This window comes from Cupriavidus necator (genome assembly GCF_013141915.1).
Classification (GTDB): Bacteria; Pseudomonadota; Gammaproteobacteria; order Burkholderiales; family Burkholderiaceae; genus Cupriavidus; species Cupriavidus necator_B.
Map to the genome: position 1 here is coordinate 40,790 of NZ_SROX01000008.1, position 17,333 is coordinate 58,122.

The following is a 17,333-nucleotide window of genomic DNA, read 5'->3' on the forward strand; positions in this document are numbered from 1 at the left end:
GCGCGGGTTCAGGCGGCCAGCATCGCGCTTTCCCGATAGTGCCGCTGCGCGTCCTCGAAGCGTTCGGTTTCCTCGAACAGCCGCGCCAGCGCCAGGTGCGTGCGCACGCGCAGGCGGCGCTGCTGGTCGGGATCGGCATATTTCAGCGCGCGCTCGAAGCTGGATTGCGCCTTGCCCCACAGCTTCTCGCCCAGGCACAGCACGCCCAGCGTGTAGTAGAGGTCGGCGTCGGCGGGATGCGCGGCCAGCCATTTCTCGGCTTGCTGGATTTGCGGCAGGGCGTGGCCCGGCACGGCGCAATCGGCATAGCGCAGCACCAGCCGGCTGTCCCAGTTGACCTTGAGCGCGTCTTCGATGATGCGGCGGGCCTCGTTCTGCCGGCCGAGTGCAGCGAAATAGCGCGCCGCCGGTTCGGCGATGCGGGTGGCGCGGCGCTCGTCGGCGGACAATGAGCGCCAGAACTCGGACAGCGCGTCGGCATCGTGGCGGCGCTCCTCCAGCATGGCCTCGACCGCCATCTGCTTGAGCCGCAGCGCGAGCACCGGATGCAGTGCGTTGCGCTTCTCCAGCGAGCGCGCCAGGCGCAGCACTTCGGCCCAGTTCTTCAGGTGCTGGTGCGCGCGCAGCGCGATGCGCTGCACGTGGATCTGGCGCGCGCCCTGCGACTGCAGCTGCGCGATGGTTTCCAGCGCGCCGTCGGCGTCGCGGGCGTCGACCAGCAGTTCGGCCATCGACACCAACCGCGCCTGCTCGCGCTCGGGGTCGGTCACCTGCGCCATCCACGCATCGCGCCGACCGGTTTCCTGCATGCGGTGGGCGGCGCGCGCGCCGATCAGCGCGGCGGTCTGGGACTGGTCGTCCCATGACTGGGCTTCGCGCGCGGCGCGCTCGGCCCGGGCGAAACGGCCCGCGAACAGGTTTTCGATCGACTCGCGCAGTGCCGCCTGGGCCTTGCTCATGCGGCTGCGCTCGCGGTAGGCGGCGGCGCGGCGCGGCATCTCGGCCAGATGGCGGATGGTGGACATCACCGTCCACACCACGAAGAAGATCAGCAGCAGCAAGGCCAGCGCGAGGTTCAGCGACAGCTCGACGCGGTACGGCGGATAGAACAGCACCACATTGCTGTGGTTGAACTGCGTGAACAGGGCCAGCCCGACGGCGCCGCCAAACAGGACCGCAACCCAGAACAGAAGGCGCATGGGCTTACTCCTTCTTCAGGGCTTGCAGCGCGCCCAGGCTTTCGGACATGGTCGGCAGCTGCACCGTGACCGCGCCGGCCTGCGCCTGCCGCAGCAGCGTCAGCACGCCCTGCACGCGGCGCGACTTGGTATCGAAATAGCGGCCGATCATTGCCTGCGCGGCGGCCAGGTCGTTGCGGAACACGGGCTCGTTGCGCGACAGCAGCGCCAGGCGCGCATTGAGCAGGCGCAGCTTGACGTTCTCGCGCAGGAACCAGCCCTGGTCGCCCGACAGCAGCAGTGCCTCGGCATCGTCAACCTTGCGGATGCGGATCACCTGCGCCAGTTCTTCGCGCAGGTAGTCCCAGAAGCGGGTAAACCAGCCCGGACCGGTGCCATTGGCGGCGGCCGGCGCGCTGGCGCCATTGACACCATTTGCGGCGGCACCCTTGCGCGCATCGGCCTCGCTGCGCTCCAGCATGCGTTCGCTGGACAGCAGCGGCAGCGCGTCGACCTGGTTGATGGCTTCGTCCAGCTTGATCGCGGCGCCGGTCAGGTCGGTGTCGGGCACGGCCTTCATGCGCGCCACATCGCGGGCGATGGCGCGGCGCAGCAGGTTGTATTGCGGCTTGTCGGCGCGCGCCAGGCGCGCGTCGGCGCTTTGCAGCGCGGCCAGCGCGACCTGCACGTTGCCAGTCAGCTGCAGCTGCTGGCCGGCGCTGGTCAGCAACTGCTGGATCTCGGCGATTTCCCAGTCGTCGCGGTTGCGCATCAGGTCCTGGTAGACCTGTTCCAGCGCCACCTGCTTGTCGCGGGTCTCGCCGACCTGGTTCTCCAGGGCCCCGACCTTGGCTTGCAGTTCCTTGACGGTGTCCTGCGCGTTGCGCGTCAGCACGCGCGATTCCTGCACCAGCGCGTCGTTGCTTTGCTGGCGGCGCGCCAGCTCGCCGGTGAGGTGGTCGACGCGCTGCTGCAGCCACCAGAAGCCGCCGGCGGTCGCCACCACCAGCACGGCAACCAGCGCCCATAGCGCCGCGGAGCGGCGTGCGGCCGGACGGCCGGCACCGGCATTGCCGGCGCCATGAGGCGGCGCGGACTGCGCCGAGTGCGCCGGGTGGGCAGAGGCCGCGCCAGGCGGCATGGCGGGGGAGGACGTGGTTTCTTGCGTCACGCGTTCGACCTTCGTTGACGTTGCAGGAACTGCGGCAGGCGGGCTGACGGCCGGCGGCACCGTGGCCTGGGGCGGCGCGGCGGGCGCCAGGCCGGACGGCGCCGGCGTGCTCGATGGCGCGGGGCCGGCATGCCCGTCGGCCCACTGCAGGCAGGCTGCCAGCAGGCCGGCATCGCCGGGCGCGGCGCGCTGGATATGGGCAAAGCCCAGCGCCAGCGCCTGTTCGGCGATTCTCGCATGCGGTGCGATGCACTGCACCTGCCGCAGCGAAGCGTCTTCCTGGGGCGACAGATGCTGGCGCGCGAGCACGTCGAGGTTGCGCACCGCCTCGGAACTGGTTAGCAGCCAGGCGTGCGGCGCGGCGCCGGGACGCAGGTTGTCGCGCACCGCCTGCCATTGCATGGCGGTGGGTTCGGGCAGCGTGCGCTGGTAAGCCTCGACCGCTTCGACGCGGGCGCCGGCCTCGCGCAGGCGGTCGCCCAGCCAGTCGCGGCCGCCGTTGCCGCGGATGATCAGCACCGGCTTGCCGGCCAGCGCGGCGGGATCGAGCTGCGCCCACAGGGCTTCGGAGTCGAAGCGCAGCGCCTCGGCATCCGGGCCCGGCTCGTCATGGCCTGGCCCGTTGGCGTTGGCGCCCGCGGGCGCGATCACGCGATACGCCGGTGCGGCGATGCCACGCTCGGCCAGCGCAGCAACGCTGGCCGGCCCGACCACCGCCACCGCGACCGGCGCTGGCCAGCGGGCCACGGCCATGCCTTGCACGCTGGCCAGCGCCTCCAGGGCAAAGGCAATCGCATTGGGACTGACAAAGACCACCAGCGCAAATGTCTCCAGCCGCGCCAGCGCCGCGCGCAGCGGCGCGTCGTCAGCGGCCGGGCCGATCGCCAGCAGCGGGAAGCTGAGTACATCCAGACCGGCGCCCTGCAGGGCCTCGGTCAGTTGCCGGGACTGCCCGGCGGGTCGTGTCACAACGACGGTCGGGCGGGGCATCGGGCAGCCTCAGGCGGGAGCTTGGGAAGCGGCGGGATCGCCGGGATCGGCCAGCGCGGCCAGGATCGACTCGGCCCCCTGGGCCAGAAGATCGCGCGCGCAGGCCTGGCCCAGCGCTTCCGCGGCGGCCAGGTCGGCCGCCGGCCCGGCTGCAGCGGCGCGGATGGCACGGGTGCCGTCGGGCAGTGCGACAAAGGCCTCCAGCTTCAACTGGTCGCCGTCCCAGCGCGCATGGGCCGCCAGCGGGACCTGGCACGAGCCGCCCAGCCGGCGCGACACGGCGCGCTCGGCGGTGACGGCCAGCGCGGTCGGCTGGTGGTTCAGCGGCGCCAGCCATTCCGCCAGTTCCGGGCGGCCGGCCAGGGTTTCGATGCCCAGCGCGCCCTGCCCCGCGGCCGGCAGCGATACCTCGACCGGGATCAACGCGCGGATGCGGTCAGCCAGGCCAAGCCGCTTGAGGCCCGCGGCAGCCAGGATGATGGCGCCATATTCGCCGCGATCGAGCTTGCCCAGCCGGGTGTCGAGGTTGCCGCGCAGCGGCTTGATCACCAAATGCGGGTAGCGGCTGCGCAACGCTGCTTCGCGGCGCAGGCTGGAAGTGCCGACCACAGTGCCAGGCGGCATCTCGTCCAGCGATGCATAAGTGGAAGACACCAGCGCGTCGCGCGGATCCTCGCGTTCCATCACCGCGGCGAGCGCGAAGCCCGGGGGCAGCTCCATCGGCACATCCTTGAGCGAATGCACCGCGAGGTCGGCCCGGCCTTCGTCCATCGCGAACTCCAGTTCTTTGACAAACAGACCCTTGCCGCCGACTTTGGACAGCGTACGGTCTAGAATCTGGTCTCCGCGCGTGGTCATGCCAAGAATGGACACGTCGCACGCGGGATAGTATTGTTGCAATGCAGCACGCACATGTTCTGCCTGCCACAGGGCCAGACGGCTTTCCCGGGAGGCAATGACGAGCTTTTGCGGAAGGTTGCGAGACACGACAGCGGTAGAGGAAGACGGGGTGGCGGACGACATGCGCCAATGGTAGCACGCGCCCCAAGGGCCCCTCCCGCACCATTAGATAAGCTTAGAGAAGCAAGAGGAGATTGCATGACGCAGCATGCTGCGCGCCCCAATGGTCGGAAGACCGCTGCGGCCGCCAAGGATTCTTCCGCCGCAAAAGGTGACGTAGGCGGCGCAACCAGCACCAAGGCGCCCCGCTCCGCCCCCCGCGCAGCCAAGCGCTCGCCCAAGCCCATACTTTCGATCGTGTCGAGCAACGGAACCACCATCGCCGCCGCCCCTGCCCGCCGCACTGCCGACAAGGACGTGCCGCTGCGCGAGGACATCCGCTTCCTGGGCCGCCTGCTGGGCGACTGCCTGCGCGAGCAGGAAGGCGACGCCGCCTTCGAGGTGGTCGAGACCATCCGCCAGACCGCGGTGCGCTTCCGCCGCGAGAACGACCGTGCCGCCGGCGCGGAGCTGGACCGCCTGCTCAAGCGCCTGTCGCGCGACCAGACCAACCAGGTGGTGCGCGCGTTCAGCTATTTCTCGCACCTGGCCAATATCGCCGAGGACCAGCACCACAACCGCCGCCGCCGCGTGCATGCGCTGGCCGGCTCGCCGCCGCAGGACGGCAGCCTGCAGCATGCGCTGGAAAAGATCGACGCGGCAGGCGTCACCGGCAAGCAGCTGCGCAAGTTCCTGGACGAGGCGCTGATCGTGCCGGTGCTGACGGCGCACCCGACCGAAGTCCAGCGCAAGAGCATCCTCGACGCCGAACGAGAGATCGCCCGCCTGCTGGCCGAGCGCGACCTGCCGATGACCGCGCGCGAACGCGAGCACAACACCGCGCAGCTGCGCGCCAAGGTCACCACGCTGTGGCAGACCCGCATGCTGCGCGACGCGCGCCTGACCGTGGCCGACGAGATCGAGAACGCGCTGTCGTACTACCGCACCACCTTCCTGCGCGGCATCCCGCAGCTGATGAGCGAATTGGAAGAAGACATCGCCGCGGTGTTCCCCGCCACGCGCAAGCGCAAGGGCACCCCGGGCGCCCCGGGCACGAAGGCGGCGCCGCTGTCGCCGTTCCTGCAGATGGGCTCGTGGATCGGCGGCGACCGCGACGGCAATCCCAACGTCACCGCCGAGACGCTCGAGCACGCCGCCGGCCAGCAGGCACAGCTGATCCTCGACTGGTACCTGGACGAAGTTCACGCGCTGGGCGCCGAGCTGTCGATGTCGATGCTGATGGTCGATGCCAGCCCGGAACTGCTGGCGCTGGCCGAGCGCTCGCCCGACCATTCCGAGCACCGCGCGGATGAGCCCTACCGGCGCGCGCTGATCGGCATCTACGCCCGCCTGGCCGCCACCTGCAAGACGCTGAGCGGCCATGCCGCGACCCGCCGCCCAGTGGCGCCGGCCGAGCCCTACGACAGCGCCGAGGCCTTCGGCGCCGACGTGCAGATCGTGATCGACTCGCTACGCGCCCATCATGGCCAGGCGCTGGCCAGCCACCGCATCGACGCGCTGGCGCGCGCCATCGCCGTGTTCGGCTTCCACCTGGCCTCGGTCGACATGCGCCAGGTCTCCGACGTGCACGAGGCGGTGATCGCCGAACTGTTCGCCGCCGCCGGCATCGCCCCCGACTACGCCGCGCTGCCGGAGGCGCGCAAGCTGGAACTGCTGCTGGCCGAACTGCGCCAGCCGCGGCTGCTGACGCTGCCGTGGCATGAGTATTCGGAGCAGACCCGCAAGGAACTGGCGATCTTCGCCGCCGCGCGCGAGCTGCGGGCGCGTTACGGCAAGCGCGTCGCGCGCAACTACATCATCTCGCACACCGAGACGCTGTCAGACCTGGTCGAGGTGATGCTGCTGCAGAAGGAATCGGGCATGCTGCAGGGCACGCTGGGCAGCAAGACCGACCCGGCGCGCATGGAACTGATGGTGATCCCGCTGTTCGAGACCATCGAAGACTTGCGCAATGCCGCCGGCATCATGCAGTCCCTCCTGGACCTGCCCGGCTTCGATTCGGTGATCGCCCACCATGGCGTCGAGCAGGAAGTGATGCTCGGCTACTCGGACTCGAACAAGGACGGCGGCTTCCTGACCTCGACCTGGGAGCTGTACAAGACCGAGCTGGAGCTGGTGCAGCTGTTCGAGCAGCGCAAGATCAAGCTGCGCCTGTTCCATGGCCGCGGCGGCACCGTCGGCCGCGGCGGCGGCCCGACTTACCAGGCCATCCTCTCGCAGCCGCCGGGCACCGTGAACGGCCAGATCCGGCTGACCGAGCAGGGCGAGATCATCAACAGCAAGTTCGCCAATGCCGAGATCGGCCGACGCAACCTGGAAACGGTGGTCGCGGCCACGCTTGAGGCCTCGCTGCTGCCGCAGCAGAACGCGCCGAAGGACCTGGATACCTTCGAGGCCGTGATGCAGCAGCTGTCGGACCGCGCCTTCACGGCCTACCGCGACCTGGTCTACGAGACCCCGGGCTTCAAGGACTACTTCTTCGCCACCACCCCGATCACCGAGATTGCCGACCTGAACCTCGGTTCGCGCCCGGCCTCGCGCAAGCTGATGGACAAGAAGAACCGCCGCATCGAAGACCTGCGCGCAATCCCGTGGGGTTTCTCGTGGGGCCAGTGCCGGCTGCTGCTGCCGGGCTGGTACGGCTTCGGCAGCGCGGTGCGCTCGCTGCTGGACAGCGCACCGGACGACAAGGCCCGCAAGCAGGCCGTGTCCACGCTGCGCCGCATGGTCAAGACCTGGCCGTTCTTCTCGACGCTGCTGTCCAACATGGACATGGTGCTGGCCAAGACCGACCTGGCCGTGGCCTCGCGCTACGCCCAGCTGTGCGACGACGCCACGCTGCGCCGCAACGTGTTCAACCGCATCAGCAAGGAATGGCACCTGACCTGCGACATGCTGGCGCTGATCACCGGTCACCAGGAACGGCTGGCCGACAACCCGCTGCTGGCACGTTCGATCAAGAACCGCTTTGCGTATCTCGATCCGCTGAACCACTTGCAGGTCGAGTTGCTCAAGCGCTTCCGCTCGGGCAAGGATGGCGATGACATCCGCGTACGGCGCGGGATCCACCTGACCATCAATGGGGTGGCGGCGGGGTTGCGCAATACGGGTTGAGCGCGCTTCTGCGCTTGAGAGGGCTGCCGGTTGGCTCCCCTCTCCCATTAATGGGAGAGGGGTCGGGGGAGAGGGCAGGCGCTTGCCAGCATGACGCCGCCCGGATCGCCACTACCAGCGCACTGCGGAGATTTGGATCGCCGCAGTCCTGCCACCGCCTGCCCTCTCCCCCGCCCATCTCCCGCAAGCGGGAGAGGGGAGCAACCACTCGGCAAGCTTTCGCTTCACCCAACAAACGCCCCCGGCACCGGATCCTCCCCTAACGCATGCAGCAGCACCGCCCAGTGCATCGCCTCGTCCCCGAGGATGCTGCCGGCGGCGCGCGTCAGTTCGCGGTTGTGGAAATTCGGCAGCACGCCCAGGTAAGCCGCGGTGGCGCCCTTCTCCAGCCCGGCGGCAAAGCGCAGCACATCGGCCTGCGTCTTCAGCTTGTCGGTCGGGAACTCATAGGCGGACGCCTTCTTCGCCACCACCGGCGTTCCGCCGAGCTTCGACACCGTCCCGGCCAGCACCTGCGCATGCGCCTTGTGGTGGTCCTGGAACTTGACCGCGGTGGCCAGCACCGGCTTTTGCAGCAGCCCGCTTTCGGCGCCGACCTGGTACGCGGCGATCGCCTGGTATTCGAGGCCGAGCGCGGTGTTGAGGATATTGATGTCGTCCTTGGTGCTGCCCGACTGCGCCTGCGCCCACGCCGGCATCGACTCGCCGAGCGTGACGACGGCCAGCGAGCCCAGCGCGAACAGGCCGGGCGCCTTGAGCAACCCGCGCCGGCGTGCGTCCGGCAGCGTGACGATGGTTCCGGGCTCGCGCGCGGTCCTCTGTGACATGCGGTCCATGGTGTTCTCCTGTGAGGGATGACAACGTGGCGCCCCTGTGACGGGGTGCCTGGCTTGCGCCTGCCAACATCTACGCACGCGCCGCGCGTTTGGATGCGGCGCTACCTATAATCCGGCAAAGCTCCTTTGCAAGGACCCGCCCCCCGTGCCGCCCTCCTCGCAGCCGTCCTATGCCGCGCCCTCCAGCCCCGATCGGCTGGAGGAACTGTTGCAGGCCGTGGCCGTGGGCGACCGCCAGGCACTGCGCGGCCTCTACGATCTCACCGCGACGAAACTGTTTGGCCTTGCGCTGCGTATTACCGGCAGGCGCGATTGGGCGGAGGATGTCGTGCAGGAAAGCTTTGTCAGCATCTGGCACCACGCCGGCGACTACCGGCCGCAGTTGGCCGCGCCGATGACGTGGATGACCGCCATCGTGCGCAACCGCGCGCTGGACTGCCTGCGCCGGGCGTCTGCGGCGCGCGTGCCGCAGACGGTCGAGCTGGACGAAGGCCTGGGCGAATGGCTGGCCGATGACGCGGCCGGCCCCGCCGAACTGGCCGAGGCCAGCCAGCAGGCACGCGCGCTCAACCGCTGCCTGCAGCGGCTGGAACAGCCCCAGCGCCAGGCCATCATGCTGGCCTATCTGCAGGACCTGAGCCACGCCGAACTCGCCGCGCGCCTGCGCGCGCCGCTGGGAACGATCAAGTCCTGGATCCGGCGCGGGCTGGAGCGGCTGCGCAGCTGCATGGAGGGCGCCGCATGAAGCTGGCCAGCCACCCCGACCTGCTCGACCGGATCGCCGCCCAGTACGCGCTGGGCGTGCTGCGCGGCGGCGCGCGCCGGCGCCTGGAGCGGCTGGCGCATGAAGAGCCGGCGGTGCGCGCGGCGATTCGCCGCTGGCAGGACCGGCTGGCCGGGGTGGCCGAATTGCAGGCCGCCGCCGAGCCGGTCGACAAGGTCTGGTGCGGGATCGAGGCGCGGCTTGGCTGGAAGGCTGCCGAAGACCGTGGTGCTACCGTTGCCGCCAGCGCCCCTGGCCTGCGCGATGCCGGCGGCTGGTGGCAGCGCCTGTGGTCGGCCCCGGTGTTCTGGCGTGGCGCCGCGGCGGCCATGGCGCTGGTGGCGGTGCTGGCCATCGGCATCGGCATGCACCTCGCGCGGCAGCGCGACGCTGCGCCCGCCGAAGTCATCGCCGTGCTGAACGACGGCCACGCGCAGCCGGCGATGCTGGTGTCATGGGACGCGGGGGCACGCCACCTTGTCGTGCGCCGCCTGGATCACCTGCGGCTGGACGAGCGCCAGGTATTGCAGCTCTGGGCGCTGCCGGAGGGCGGCAAGCCGCGGTCGCTCGGCGTGATCGGACGTGTGCCGCAGGCACGGATTGCGCTGGCCCAACCTCCCATGGAAGTGCGCACGCTGGCCGCCAGCATCGAACCGCCCGGCGGTTCGCCCAATGCCGATGGGCCGAGCGGGCCGGTGGTGTTCAAGGGACCGGTGATCCACAGCCGGCCCTGAGCGCCGCGCCAGCGTGGCGGCCGGCACCGCCGGCGGGCCGCCGGGCGATATAATCGCCGTTTCCCAATTTTTCGCGCCCGCCGCCGTCCCCACGCGGCCGCCTGCCGCGAGCCACTGCAGCCGACGTCCATGTCCACCTCCCAACTTGCCAAGAAAGGCGAAGCCTGGTCCGCCCGCTTCTCCGAACCGATGTCCGACCTGGTGAAGCGCTACACCGCCTCGGTGTTCTTCGACAAGCGCCTGGCCCTGTTCGACATCCAGGGCTCGCTGGCCCACGCGGCCATGCTGGCGAAGCAGGGCATCATCGCCGAGGCCGACCGCGCCGAGATCGAGCGCGGCATGGCGCAGATCCGCAGCGAGATCGAGGCCGGCAACTTCGAGTGGAAGCTGGACCTGGAAGACGTCCACTTGAATATCGAGGCGCGCCTGACGGCGCTGGTGGGCGATGCCGGCAAGCGGCTGCACACCGGCCGCTCGCGCAACGACCAGGTTGCCACCGACATCCGCCTGTGGCTGCGCAGCGAGATCGACAACATCATCGTGCTGCTGGGCGCGCTGCGCGGCGCGCTGCTGGACCTGGCCGAGCAGAACGCCGACACCATCCTGCCGGGCTTCACCCACCTGCAGGTGGCGCAGCCGGTCACCTTCGGCCACCACCTGCTGGCGTACAACGAGATGTTCACGCGCGACGCCGAGCGCATGGCCGACTGCCGCAAGCGCGTCAACCGCCTGCCGCTGGGCGCCGCCGCGCTGGCCGGCACCAGCTATCCGATCGACCGCGAATTCGTCGCGCAGCAACTGGGCTTTGACGGCGTCTGCCGCAATTCGCTCGACGCCGTGTCGGACCGCGACTTCGCCATCGAGTTCTGCGCCGCCGCCGCGCTGGTGATGACCCATGTGTCGCGCTTCTCGGAAGAGCTGGTGCTGTGGATGAGCCCGCGCGTGGGCTTTATCGACATTGCCGACCGCTTCTGCACCGGCAGCTCGATCATGCCGCAGAAGAAGAACCCGGACGTACCGGAACTGGCGCGCGGCAAGACCGGCCGCGTCAACGGCCACCTGATCGGCCTGCTGACGCTGATGAAGGGCCAGCCGCTGGCGTACAACAAGGACAACCAGGAAGACAAGGAGCCGCTGTTCGACACGGTCGATACCGTGGTCGACACACTGCGCATCTTCGCCGACATGGTGCCGGGCATCAGCGTCAAGCCGGAAGCGATGCGCGCCGCCGCGCTGCAGGGCTACGCCACCGCTACCGACCTGGCCGACTACCTGGTCAAGAAGGGCCTGCCCTTCCGCGACGCCCATGAAGCCGTGGCCCATGCCGTGCGCGCCTGCGACAGCCGCCAGTGCGACCTGGCCGACCTGAGCGTGGCCGAACTGCGCGACGCTTCGGGCCTCGGCGACCAGGCTGCGCTGATCGGCGACGACGTGCACACCGTGCTGACGCTGGAAGGCTCGGTCGCGGCGCGCAACCATGTCGGCGGCACCGCGCCGGACCAGGTGCGCGCGGCAATTGCCGCGGCACGCCAGACGCTGAACGGCTGACCCTGCGTCAGCGGCACCCTTCAAGGCCAGCAACGGGAGCGCAAGCTCCCGTTTTTTCTTGTCCGGGCGCCGGCATCGAGGACTGTTGCGAATTGCACGAATGGGGGCGAACCGTGCCGTCATTCGATCCGGGGAATATCGAATCATGCCGAAATCCGCCCGGAATTAGCGCATGACTGGTGCGAATGGGCGGGAGAATGTGACGAACTGGGGATTCACCCTAAAGATGCACGGCGTGCGAGGCCGTAGACTAACGCGCCACCCCTGTATCCCCCAATCCCTAGGACGATCACATGTCTTCCCTTATGAGGATCTCGCGGCTTATCGACGCCGTGAATGCTTTCATCGGGCAGTGGGCGAAATGGCTGGTCCTGCTGGCCGTGCTGGTCTGCGCAGGCAACGCCATCATTCGCTACACCTTCAGCATCAGTTCCAACGCCTGGCTTGAACTGCAGTGGTATATGTTCGCCGGCGTGTTCCTGCTGGGCGCGCCGTATACCTTGCGCCGCGACGAGCATGTGCGCATCGACGTCATCGCCGGCCGTTTCTCCGAGCGCACCCAGGTCTGGATCGATATCTTCGGCATCATCTTCTTCCTGCTGCCGATTTCCGCAATCATCCTCTGGCTGTCGATCCCCTATTTCTGGCTGTCGTACGCCGGCCATGAAATGTCCGGCAATGCCGGTGGCCTGATCCGCTGGCCAGCCAAGTTTCTGATCGCGGCCGGGTTCTTCCTGATGATCCTGCAGGGCCTGTCCGAACTGATCAAGCGCTTCGCCTACCTGAAGGGAGAACTGCCGTTCTCGGCCTTCCGCAAGCACGCGGTCGATCCGGCGCTGGAAATCGCCGCGATCGCGCAGGCCAACCAGACGGCCCCGTCTGAAAAACAATAAGAGGCGCGCACGATGACGCAATTCCTGATTGCGAACATGGCACCGATCATGTTCGCCTCGCTGGTCGTATTCCTGCTGTCGGGCTTCCCGATCGCCTTTGCGCTGGCCGCCAACGGGCTGCTGTTCGCCTTCATCGGCATCGAGCTGGGGATGCTGCCGCCCGAGCTGCTGCAGGCGCTGCCGAGCCGGCTGTTCGGCATCATCGAGAACGACACGCTGCTGGCGATCCCGTTCTTCACCTTCATGGGCCTGATCCTGGAACGCTCGGGCATGGCCGAGGACCTGCTCGACACCATCGGCCAGCTGTTCGGCCCGATCCGCGGCGGCCTGGCCTACGCGGTGATCTTCGTCGGCGCGCTGCTGGCGGCGACCACCGGCGTGGTGGCGGCTTCGGTGATCTCGATGGGGCTGATCTCGCTGCCGCTGATGCTCAAGTACAAGTACGACAAGCGGCTGGCCTCGGGCGTGATTGCGGCGTCAGGCACGCTGGCGCAGATCATTCCGCCGTCGCTGGTGCTGATCGTGCTGGCCGACCAGCTCGGCCGTTCGGTCGGCGACATGTACAAGGGCGCGTTCGTGCCGGGGCTGGTGCTGACCGGCATGTACATGCTCTACGTGATGCTGGTCACGATCATCAAGCCGGTCGCCGCACCGGCGCTGCCGATCGAGGCCCGCACCTTCCGCGAGCCCAGCGGCAAGAGCGGGGCGGCGTCGGTGCTGGTGCTGACCGCCATGTCGATCGCGGTGGGCGTGGCGGTGGACAAGCTCTACAAGCCGGAAGCGCCGCTGGACGAGCGCCTGGTGGTTTCGGTGGGCGCGGCGATCCTGTTCGCCTTCGTGCTGGCGGTGATCAACAAGACGCTGAAGCTCGGCCTGCTGTCGCAGATGGCGGAAAAGGTCACCTTCGTGCTGATCCCGCCGCTGGCGCTGATCTTCCTGGTGCTTGGCACCATTTTCGTCGGCGTGGCCACGCCGACCGAAGGTGGCGGCATGGGCGCGCTCGGCGCCCTGATCCTGGCCATGGTGAAGCGCCGGCTTGACCTGAGCCTGACCCGGCAGGCGATGGAGGCGACGCTCAAGCTGTCGGCCTTCGTGATCTTCATCCTGATCGGCGCGCGCGTGTTCTCGCTGACGTTCTACGGCGTGGATGGCCACATCTGGGTCGAGCACCTGCTGACCGCACTGCCCGGTGGCCAGACCGGCTTCCTGGTTGCCGTGAACGTGCTGTTCTTCCTGCTGGCGTTCTTCCTGGACTTCTTCGAACTAGCCTTTATCCTGGTGCCGCTGGTCGGCCCGGTGGCGGACAAGCTCGGCATCGACCTGATCTGGTTCGGCGTGCTGCTGGCGGTGAACATGCAGACCTCGTTCATGCACCCGCCGTTCGGCTTCTCGCTGTTCTACCTGCGCTCGGTGGCGCCGCGCGAAATCAAGACCTCGGACATCTACTGGGGCGCGGTCCCGTTCGTCGTGATCCAGCTGGTGATGGTGTCGCTGATCATCGTCTTCCCGGGCCTGGTCAGCACCGGCACGCACAAGGCGCAGGACCGCAGCATCACGCGCGACCTCAACATCGACCTGGACGGCAGCAAACCCAAACCAGCCGCCCCCAACCTGTCGGTGCCGGGTCCTGCCTCGGCGCCGGCCGAATCCGGCTCGCTCCAGTTGCCGACGCAGCCGCCCGCGGAAAGTGAATCGGCAGCGCCGCAGTTCGAGTTCGAGAAAAAGAAATAACACTGCCCCGGCGGCAGTCTCCGGCAAACCCGCCCGGCCCCGCAGCGATGCGGGGCTTTTTCATTGGGCCACGCCCGTGACCGCGGCGAGGCAATCCGCGCAATTGCGAATCGGCTCATCGACCAGCGCGCCGGCACGGCCCAGACTGACTCCTGCATCCAGCCCATGATCCAAGGAGAACACCATGCCGAGCACCAAATGCGCGGGCCACCCCGCCGCCACCCCGATCTACTGCCTGCCATCGATGCGTGACCGCCGTAATGATAACAATGCTATCATGACTCCATCCAACAGAGAGGAGCTCAAGATGGCAACCCTACTGGTTCGTGGCATCGATGAAGCGCTGGTCCAGCGCCTGCGCGAGCAGGCCGTCGCCAACGGCCGCAGCGCCGAGGCCGAGCACCGTGCCATCCTGGCGCAGGCGCTGGGCGGCACGGCCCGGCGCAGCTTTGCCGAAGTGCTCTCCACCATGCCGGACGTCGGCCAGGACGCCGACTTCGAGCGCATCCAGGATACGGGCGAGGCGCCGCGTGTATTTGATTGATACCAACGTCGTCAGCGAGACGCGCAAGCGGGAGCGCGCCAACCCTGGCGTGCGTGCATTCTTTCGGCAGGCGGCGCGCGAAGGCGCTGCGCTCTACCTCTCGGCGCTGACCGTGGGCGAACTCCAGCGCGGCGTGGCACTGATCCGCCATCGCGGCGACGCGGTGCAGGCGACGCTGCTGGAGCGTTGGCTGGCCAATGTGCTGGCGGACTTCGGCCGGCAAGTGTTGCCGGTCGATGCAGACGTCGCTCAGGTCTGGGGCCAGTTGCGGGCGGCCCGGCCGGAGCACGCGCTGGACCAGCTCATCGCCGCCACCGCGCTGATCCACAACCTCACCGTTGTCACGCGCAATGTCGCCGACTTCCGCGGCACGGGGGCGATGGTGATCAATCCGTTCAGCTAAGGCAAAAACGAAAGAGCCCCGCCTTGGCGGGGCCCTGCTGGCGCGGCGCGATGCCGGCTGGCGCTCAGGCGCCCTGCTTCACGCAGTCCACGAAGTACGCCTTCTTGCCGTCGACCTCGTCCTCGACCAGGCCGTGGATGTCGGTCTCGAAGCCGGGGAACAGCTTGTTGAACTCGCGCGCAAACTTCAGGTATTGCACGATGGTGCGGTTGAAGCGCTCGCCCGGGATCAGCAGCGGGATGCCCGGCGGGTACGGCGTCAGCAGGATGGCGGTGACGCGGCCTTCCAGGTCGTCGACCGGCACGCGCTCGATCTCGCGGTGGGCCATCATGGCCCACGCGTCCGACGGCTTCATCGCCGGCTCCATGTCCGACAGGTACATCTCCGTGGTCACGCGCGCCACATCGTTGGCCTTGTACACGCTGTGGATCGCATCGCACAGGTCACGCAGGCCCATGCGCTCGTACTGCGGATACTTGCCGACGAATTCCGGCAGCACGCGCCACAGCGGCTGGTTCTGGTCGTAGTCATCCTTGAACTGCTGCAGCTCGGTCACCAGCGAGTTCCAGCGGCCCTTGGTGATGCCGATGGTGAACATGATGAAGAACGAGTACAGCCCGGTCTTCTCGATGATGATGCCGTGCTCGGCCAGGTACTTGGTGACGATGGCCGCCGGGATGCCGCGCTCGCTGAACTCGCCGTCGACATCCAGCCCCGGGGTGATGAGGGTGGCCTTGATCGGGTCGAGCAGATTGAAGCCGTCGGCCAGGTCGCCGAAGCCGTGCCAGCGCTCGTTGGCCTTCAGCATCCACGCTTCGCGGTCGCCGATGCCGTCTTCGATCAGCGCGTCCGGGCCCCACACCTTGAACCACCAGTCGCCGTTGTTGCCGGCATCGTAGTCGCCCTCGACCTTGCGCATGGCGCGGCGGAAGTCCATCGCTTCCTGGATGCTCTCTTCCACCAGCGCGGTGCCGCCCGGCGCTTCCATCATTGCCGCGGCGACGTCGCACGAGGCAATGATCGAGTACTGCGGGCTGGTCGAGGTATGCATCAGGTACGCTTCATTGAAGCGGTAGCGGTCCAGCTTGCGCGTCTCGGAATCCTGCACGAGGATCTGCGAGGCCTGCGACAGCCCGGCCAGCAGCTTGTGCGTGGACTGCGTGGCGAACACCAGCGCGTCCTTGCTGCGCGGGCGGTCCTTGCCGATCGCGTGCATGTTGCGATAGAACTCGTGGAACGCCGCGTGCGGCAGCCAGGCTTCGTCGAAGTGCAGCGTGTCGATCTCGGCCGCCAGCATTTCCTTGATCTGCTCGGCGTTGTACAGCACGCCGTCGTAGGTGCCCTGGGTGATGGTCAGGATGCGCGGCTTCTGGTTCTTGGCCTTGCTGGCGAACGGGTGGTTGGCGATCTTTTTCCTGATCGTCTGCGGATCGAACTCGCTCTTCGGAATCGGGCCGATGATGCCGTAGTGATTGCGCGTCGGCATCAGGAACACCGGGATCGCGCCGGTCATCATGATCGCGTGCAGGATCGACTTGTGGCAGTTGCGGTCCACCACCACGATGTCGCCCGGCGCCACGTTGGCATGCCACACCATCTTGTTCGAGGTGGAGGTGCCGTTGGTGACGAAATACATGTGGTCGGAGTTGAAGATGCGCGCGGCATTGCGCTCCGACGCGGCCACCGGGCCGGTGTGGTCCAGCAGCTGGCCCAGTTCATCAACGGCGTTGCAGACGTCGGCGCGCAGCATGTTCTCGCCGAAGAACTGGTGGAACACCTGCCCGACCGGGCTCTTCAGGAACGCCACGCCGCCCGAGTGTCCCGGGCAGTGCCAGGAATACGAGCTGTCCTGCGCGTAGTCGATCAGCGCCTTGAAGAACGGCGGCGCCAGCGTGTCCAGGTAGACCTTGGCTTCGCGGATGATGTGGCGCGCCACGAACTCGGGGGTGTCCTCGAACATGTGGATGAAGCCGTGCAGTTCGCGCAGGATATCGTTCGGGATATGGCGCGAGGTGCGGGTCTCGCCGTACAGGAAGATCGGCAGGTCGGAGTTGCGGCGGCGCACTTCGGCGACGAAGGCGCGTAGTTTTTCGATCGCGGCGGCCTCGAGCTCCTCGCTGTCGCTGGCGAACTCGTCGTCGTCGATCGACACGATAAAGGTCGATGCCCGGCTGGACTGCTGGGCGAACGAGGTCAGGTCACCGTAGCTGGTCAGCCCCATGACTTCCATGCCCTCTTTCTCGATCGCCTCGGCCAGCGCGCGGATGCCCGAGCCGGAGATGTTCTCGGAGCGGAAGTCTTCGTCAATGATGATGACGGGGAAGCGGAATTTCATCGGGCATCCTTGATGGAAAGCAGGACATAAAGGACTTGAGCCACATGGCCGGCAGGGGTTCCCCTGCGACGGC

Annotated in this window: 13 protein-coding genes; 8 read left to right on the top strand and 5 right to left on the bottom strand. The window is 68.0% G+C overall.

All coding sequences use genetic code 11. The features are described from left to right. Positions 1 to 8 precede the first annotated feature (8 nt). Genes E5S69_RS16310 through hemC form a run of 3 tightly spaced genes read right to left on the bottom strand, consistent with a single transcriptional unit; the run spans position 9 to position 4,362 of the window. Positions 9 to 1,199 carry a heme biosynthesis protein HemY gene (locus tag E5S69_RS16310; RefSeq protein WP_171515702.1) on the bottom strand — a complete coding sequence of 397 codons (1,191 nt, stop codon included), beginning with the start codon at positions 1,197 to 1,199 and terminating at the stop codon, positions 9 to 11. A gap of 4 nt (positions 1,200 to 1,203) precedes the next feature. Next, positions 1,204 to 3,339, bottom strand: a complete 2,136-nt coding sequence (gene hemDX / locus E5S69_RS16315) for a fused uroporphyrinogen-III synthase HemD/membrane protein HemX (protein WP_171515703.1) — start codon at positions 3,337 to 3,339, stop codon at positions 1,204 to 1,206. Between the two features lie 9 nt (positions 3,340 to 3,348). Beyond that, entirely contained in the window at positions 3,349 to 4,362 is a 1,014-nt protein-coding gene (hemC, locus tag E5S69_RS16320; RefSeq protein WP_171515704.1) for a hydroxymethylbilane synthase, read from the bottom strand. Positions 4,363 to 4,437: 75 nt separating this feature from the next. Here hemC and ppc point away from each other — a divergent pair, with 75 nt between their 5' ends. Then, on the top strand, positions 4,438 to 7,473 hold the full coding sequence (gene ppc, locus E5S69_RS16325) for a phosphoenolpyruvate carboxylase (protein WP_171515705.1): 3,036 nt from the start codon (positions 4,438 to 4,440) through the stop codon (positions 7,471 to 7,473). Positions 7,474 to 7,697: 224 nt separating this feature from the next. Here the strand turns inward: ppc and E5S69_RS16330 are convergent, their stop codons facing one another. Further along, complete coding sequence (locus E5S69_RS16330; protein ID WP_171515706.1) at positions 7,698 to 8,309, bottom strand: ferritin-like domain-containing protein; 612 nt, start codon at positions 8,307 to 8,309, stop codon at positions 7,698 to 7,700. A gap of 145 nt (positions 8,310 to 8,454) precedes the next feature. On the opposite strand from E5S69_RS16330, the gene E5S69_RS16335 reads away from it, so the two are divergent. From E5S69_RS16335 to E5S69_RS16365, 7 genes are all read left to right on the top strand, one after another. After that, positions 8,455 to 9,054 carry a sigma-70 family RNA polymerase sigma factor gene (locus E5S69_RS16335; RefSeq protein WP_171515707.1) on the top strand — a complete coding sequence of 200 codons (600 nt, stop codon included), beginning with the start codon at positions 8,455 to 8,457 and terminating at the stop codon, positions 9,052 to 9,054. Continuing rightward, positions 9,051 to 9,806, top strand: a complete 756-nt coding sequence (locus E5S69_RS16340) for an anti-sigma factor (RefSeq protein WP_171515708.1) — start codon at positions 9,051 to 9,053, stop codon at positions 9,804 to 9,806. The genes E5S69_RS16335 and E5S69_RS16340 overlap by 4 nt, the downstream gene beginning before the upstream one ends. Positions 9,807 to 9,935: 129 nt before the next feature. Beyond that, entirely contained in the window at positions 9,936 to 11,354 is a 1,419-nt protein-coding gene (gene argH, locus E5S69_RS16345; protein WP_171515709.1) for an argininosuccinate lyase, read from the top strand. A 293-nt stretch (positions 11,355 to 11,647) separates the two neighbouring features. Next, complete coding sequence (locus E5S69_RS16350) at positions 11,648 to 12,247, top strand: TRAP transporter small permease subunit (protein ID WP_171515710.1); 600 nt, start codon at positions 11,648 to 11,650, stop codon at positions 12,245 to 12,247. 12 nt (positions 12,248 to 12,259) lie between these two features. Continuing rightward, positions 12,260 to 13,978 carry a TRAP transporter large permease gene (locus E5S69_RS16355; protein ID WP_171515711.1) on the top strand — a complete coding sequence of 573 codons (1,719 nt, stop codon included), beginning with the start codon at positions 12,260 to 12,262 and terminating at the stop codon, positions 13,976 to 13,978. Between the two features lie 307 nt (positions 13,979 to 14,285). Further along, entirely contained in the window at positions 14,286 to 14,522 is a 237-nt protein-coding gene (locus E5S69_RS16360; RefSeq protein WP_171515712.1) for a FitA-like ribbon-helix-helix domain-containing protein, read from the top strand. Next, positions 14,509 to 14,925: a PIN domain-containing protein gene (locus E5S69_RS16365; RefSeq protein ID WP_171515713.1), complete on the top strand. Its 417-nt coding sequence runs from the start codon at positions 14,509 to 14,511 to the stop codon at positions 14,923 to 14,925. The genes E5S69_RS16360 and E5S69_RS16365 overlap by 14 nt, the downstream gene beginning before the upstream one ends. A gap of 64 nt (positions 14,926 to 14,989) precedes the next feature. Here the strand turns inward: E5S69_RS16365 and E5S69_RS16370 are convergent, their stop codons facing one another. Beyond that, positions 14,990 to 17,260: an arginine/lysine/ornithine decarboxylase gene (locus E5S69_RS16370; RefSeq protein WP_171515714.1), complete on the bottom strand. Its 2,271-nt coding sequence runs from the start codon at positions 17,258 to 17,260 to the stop codon at positions 14,990 to 14,992. Between the last annotated feature and the right edge of the window lie 73 nt (positions 17,261 to 17,333).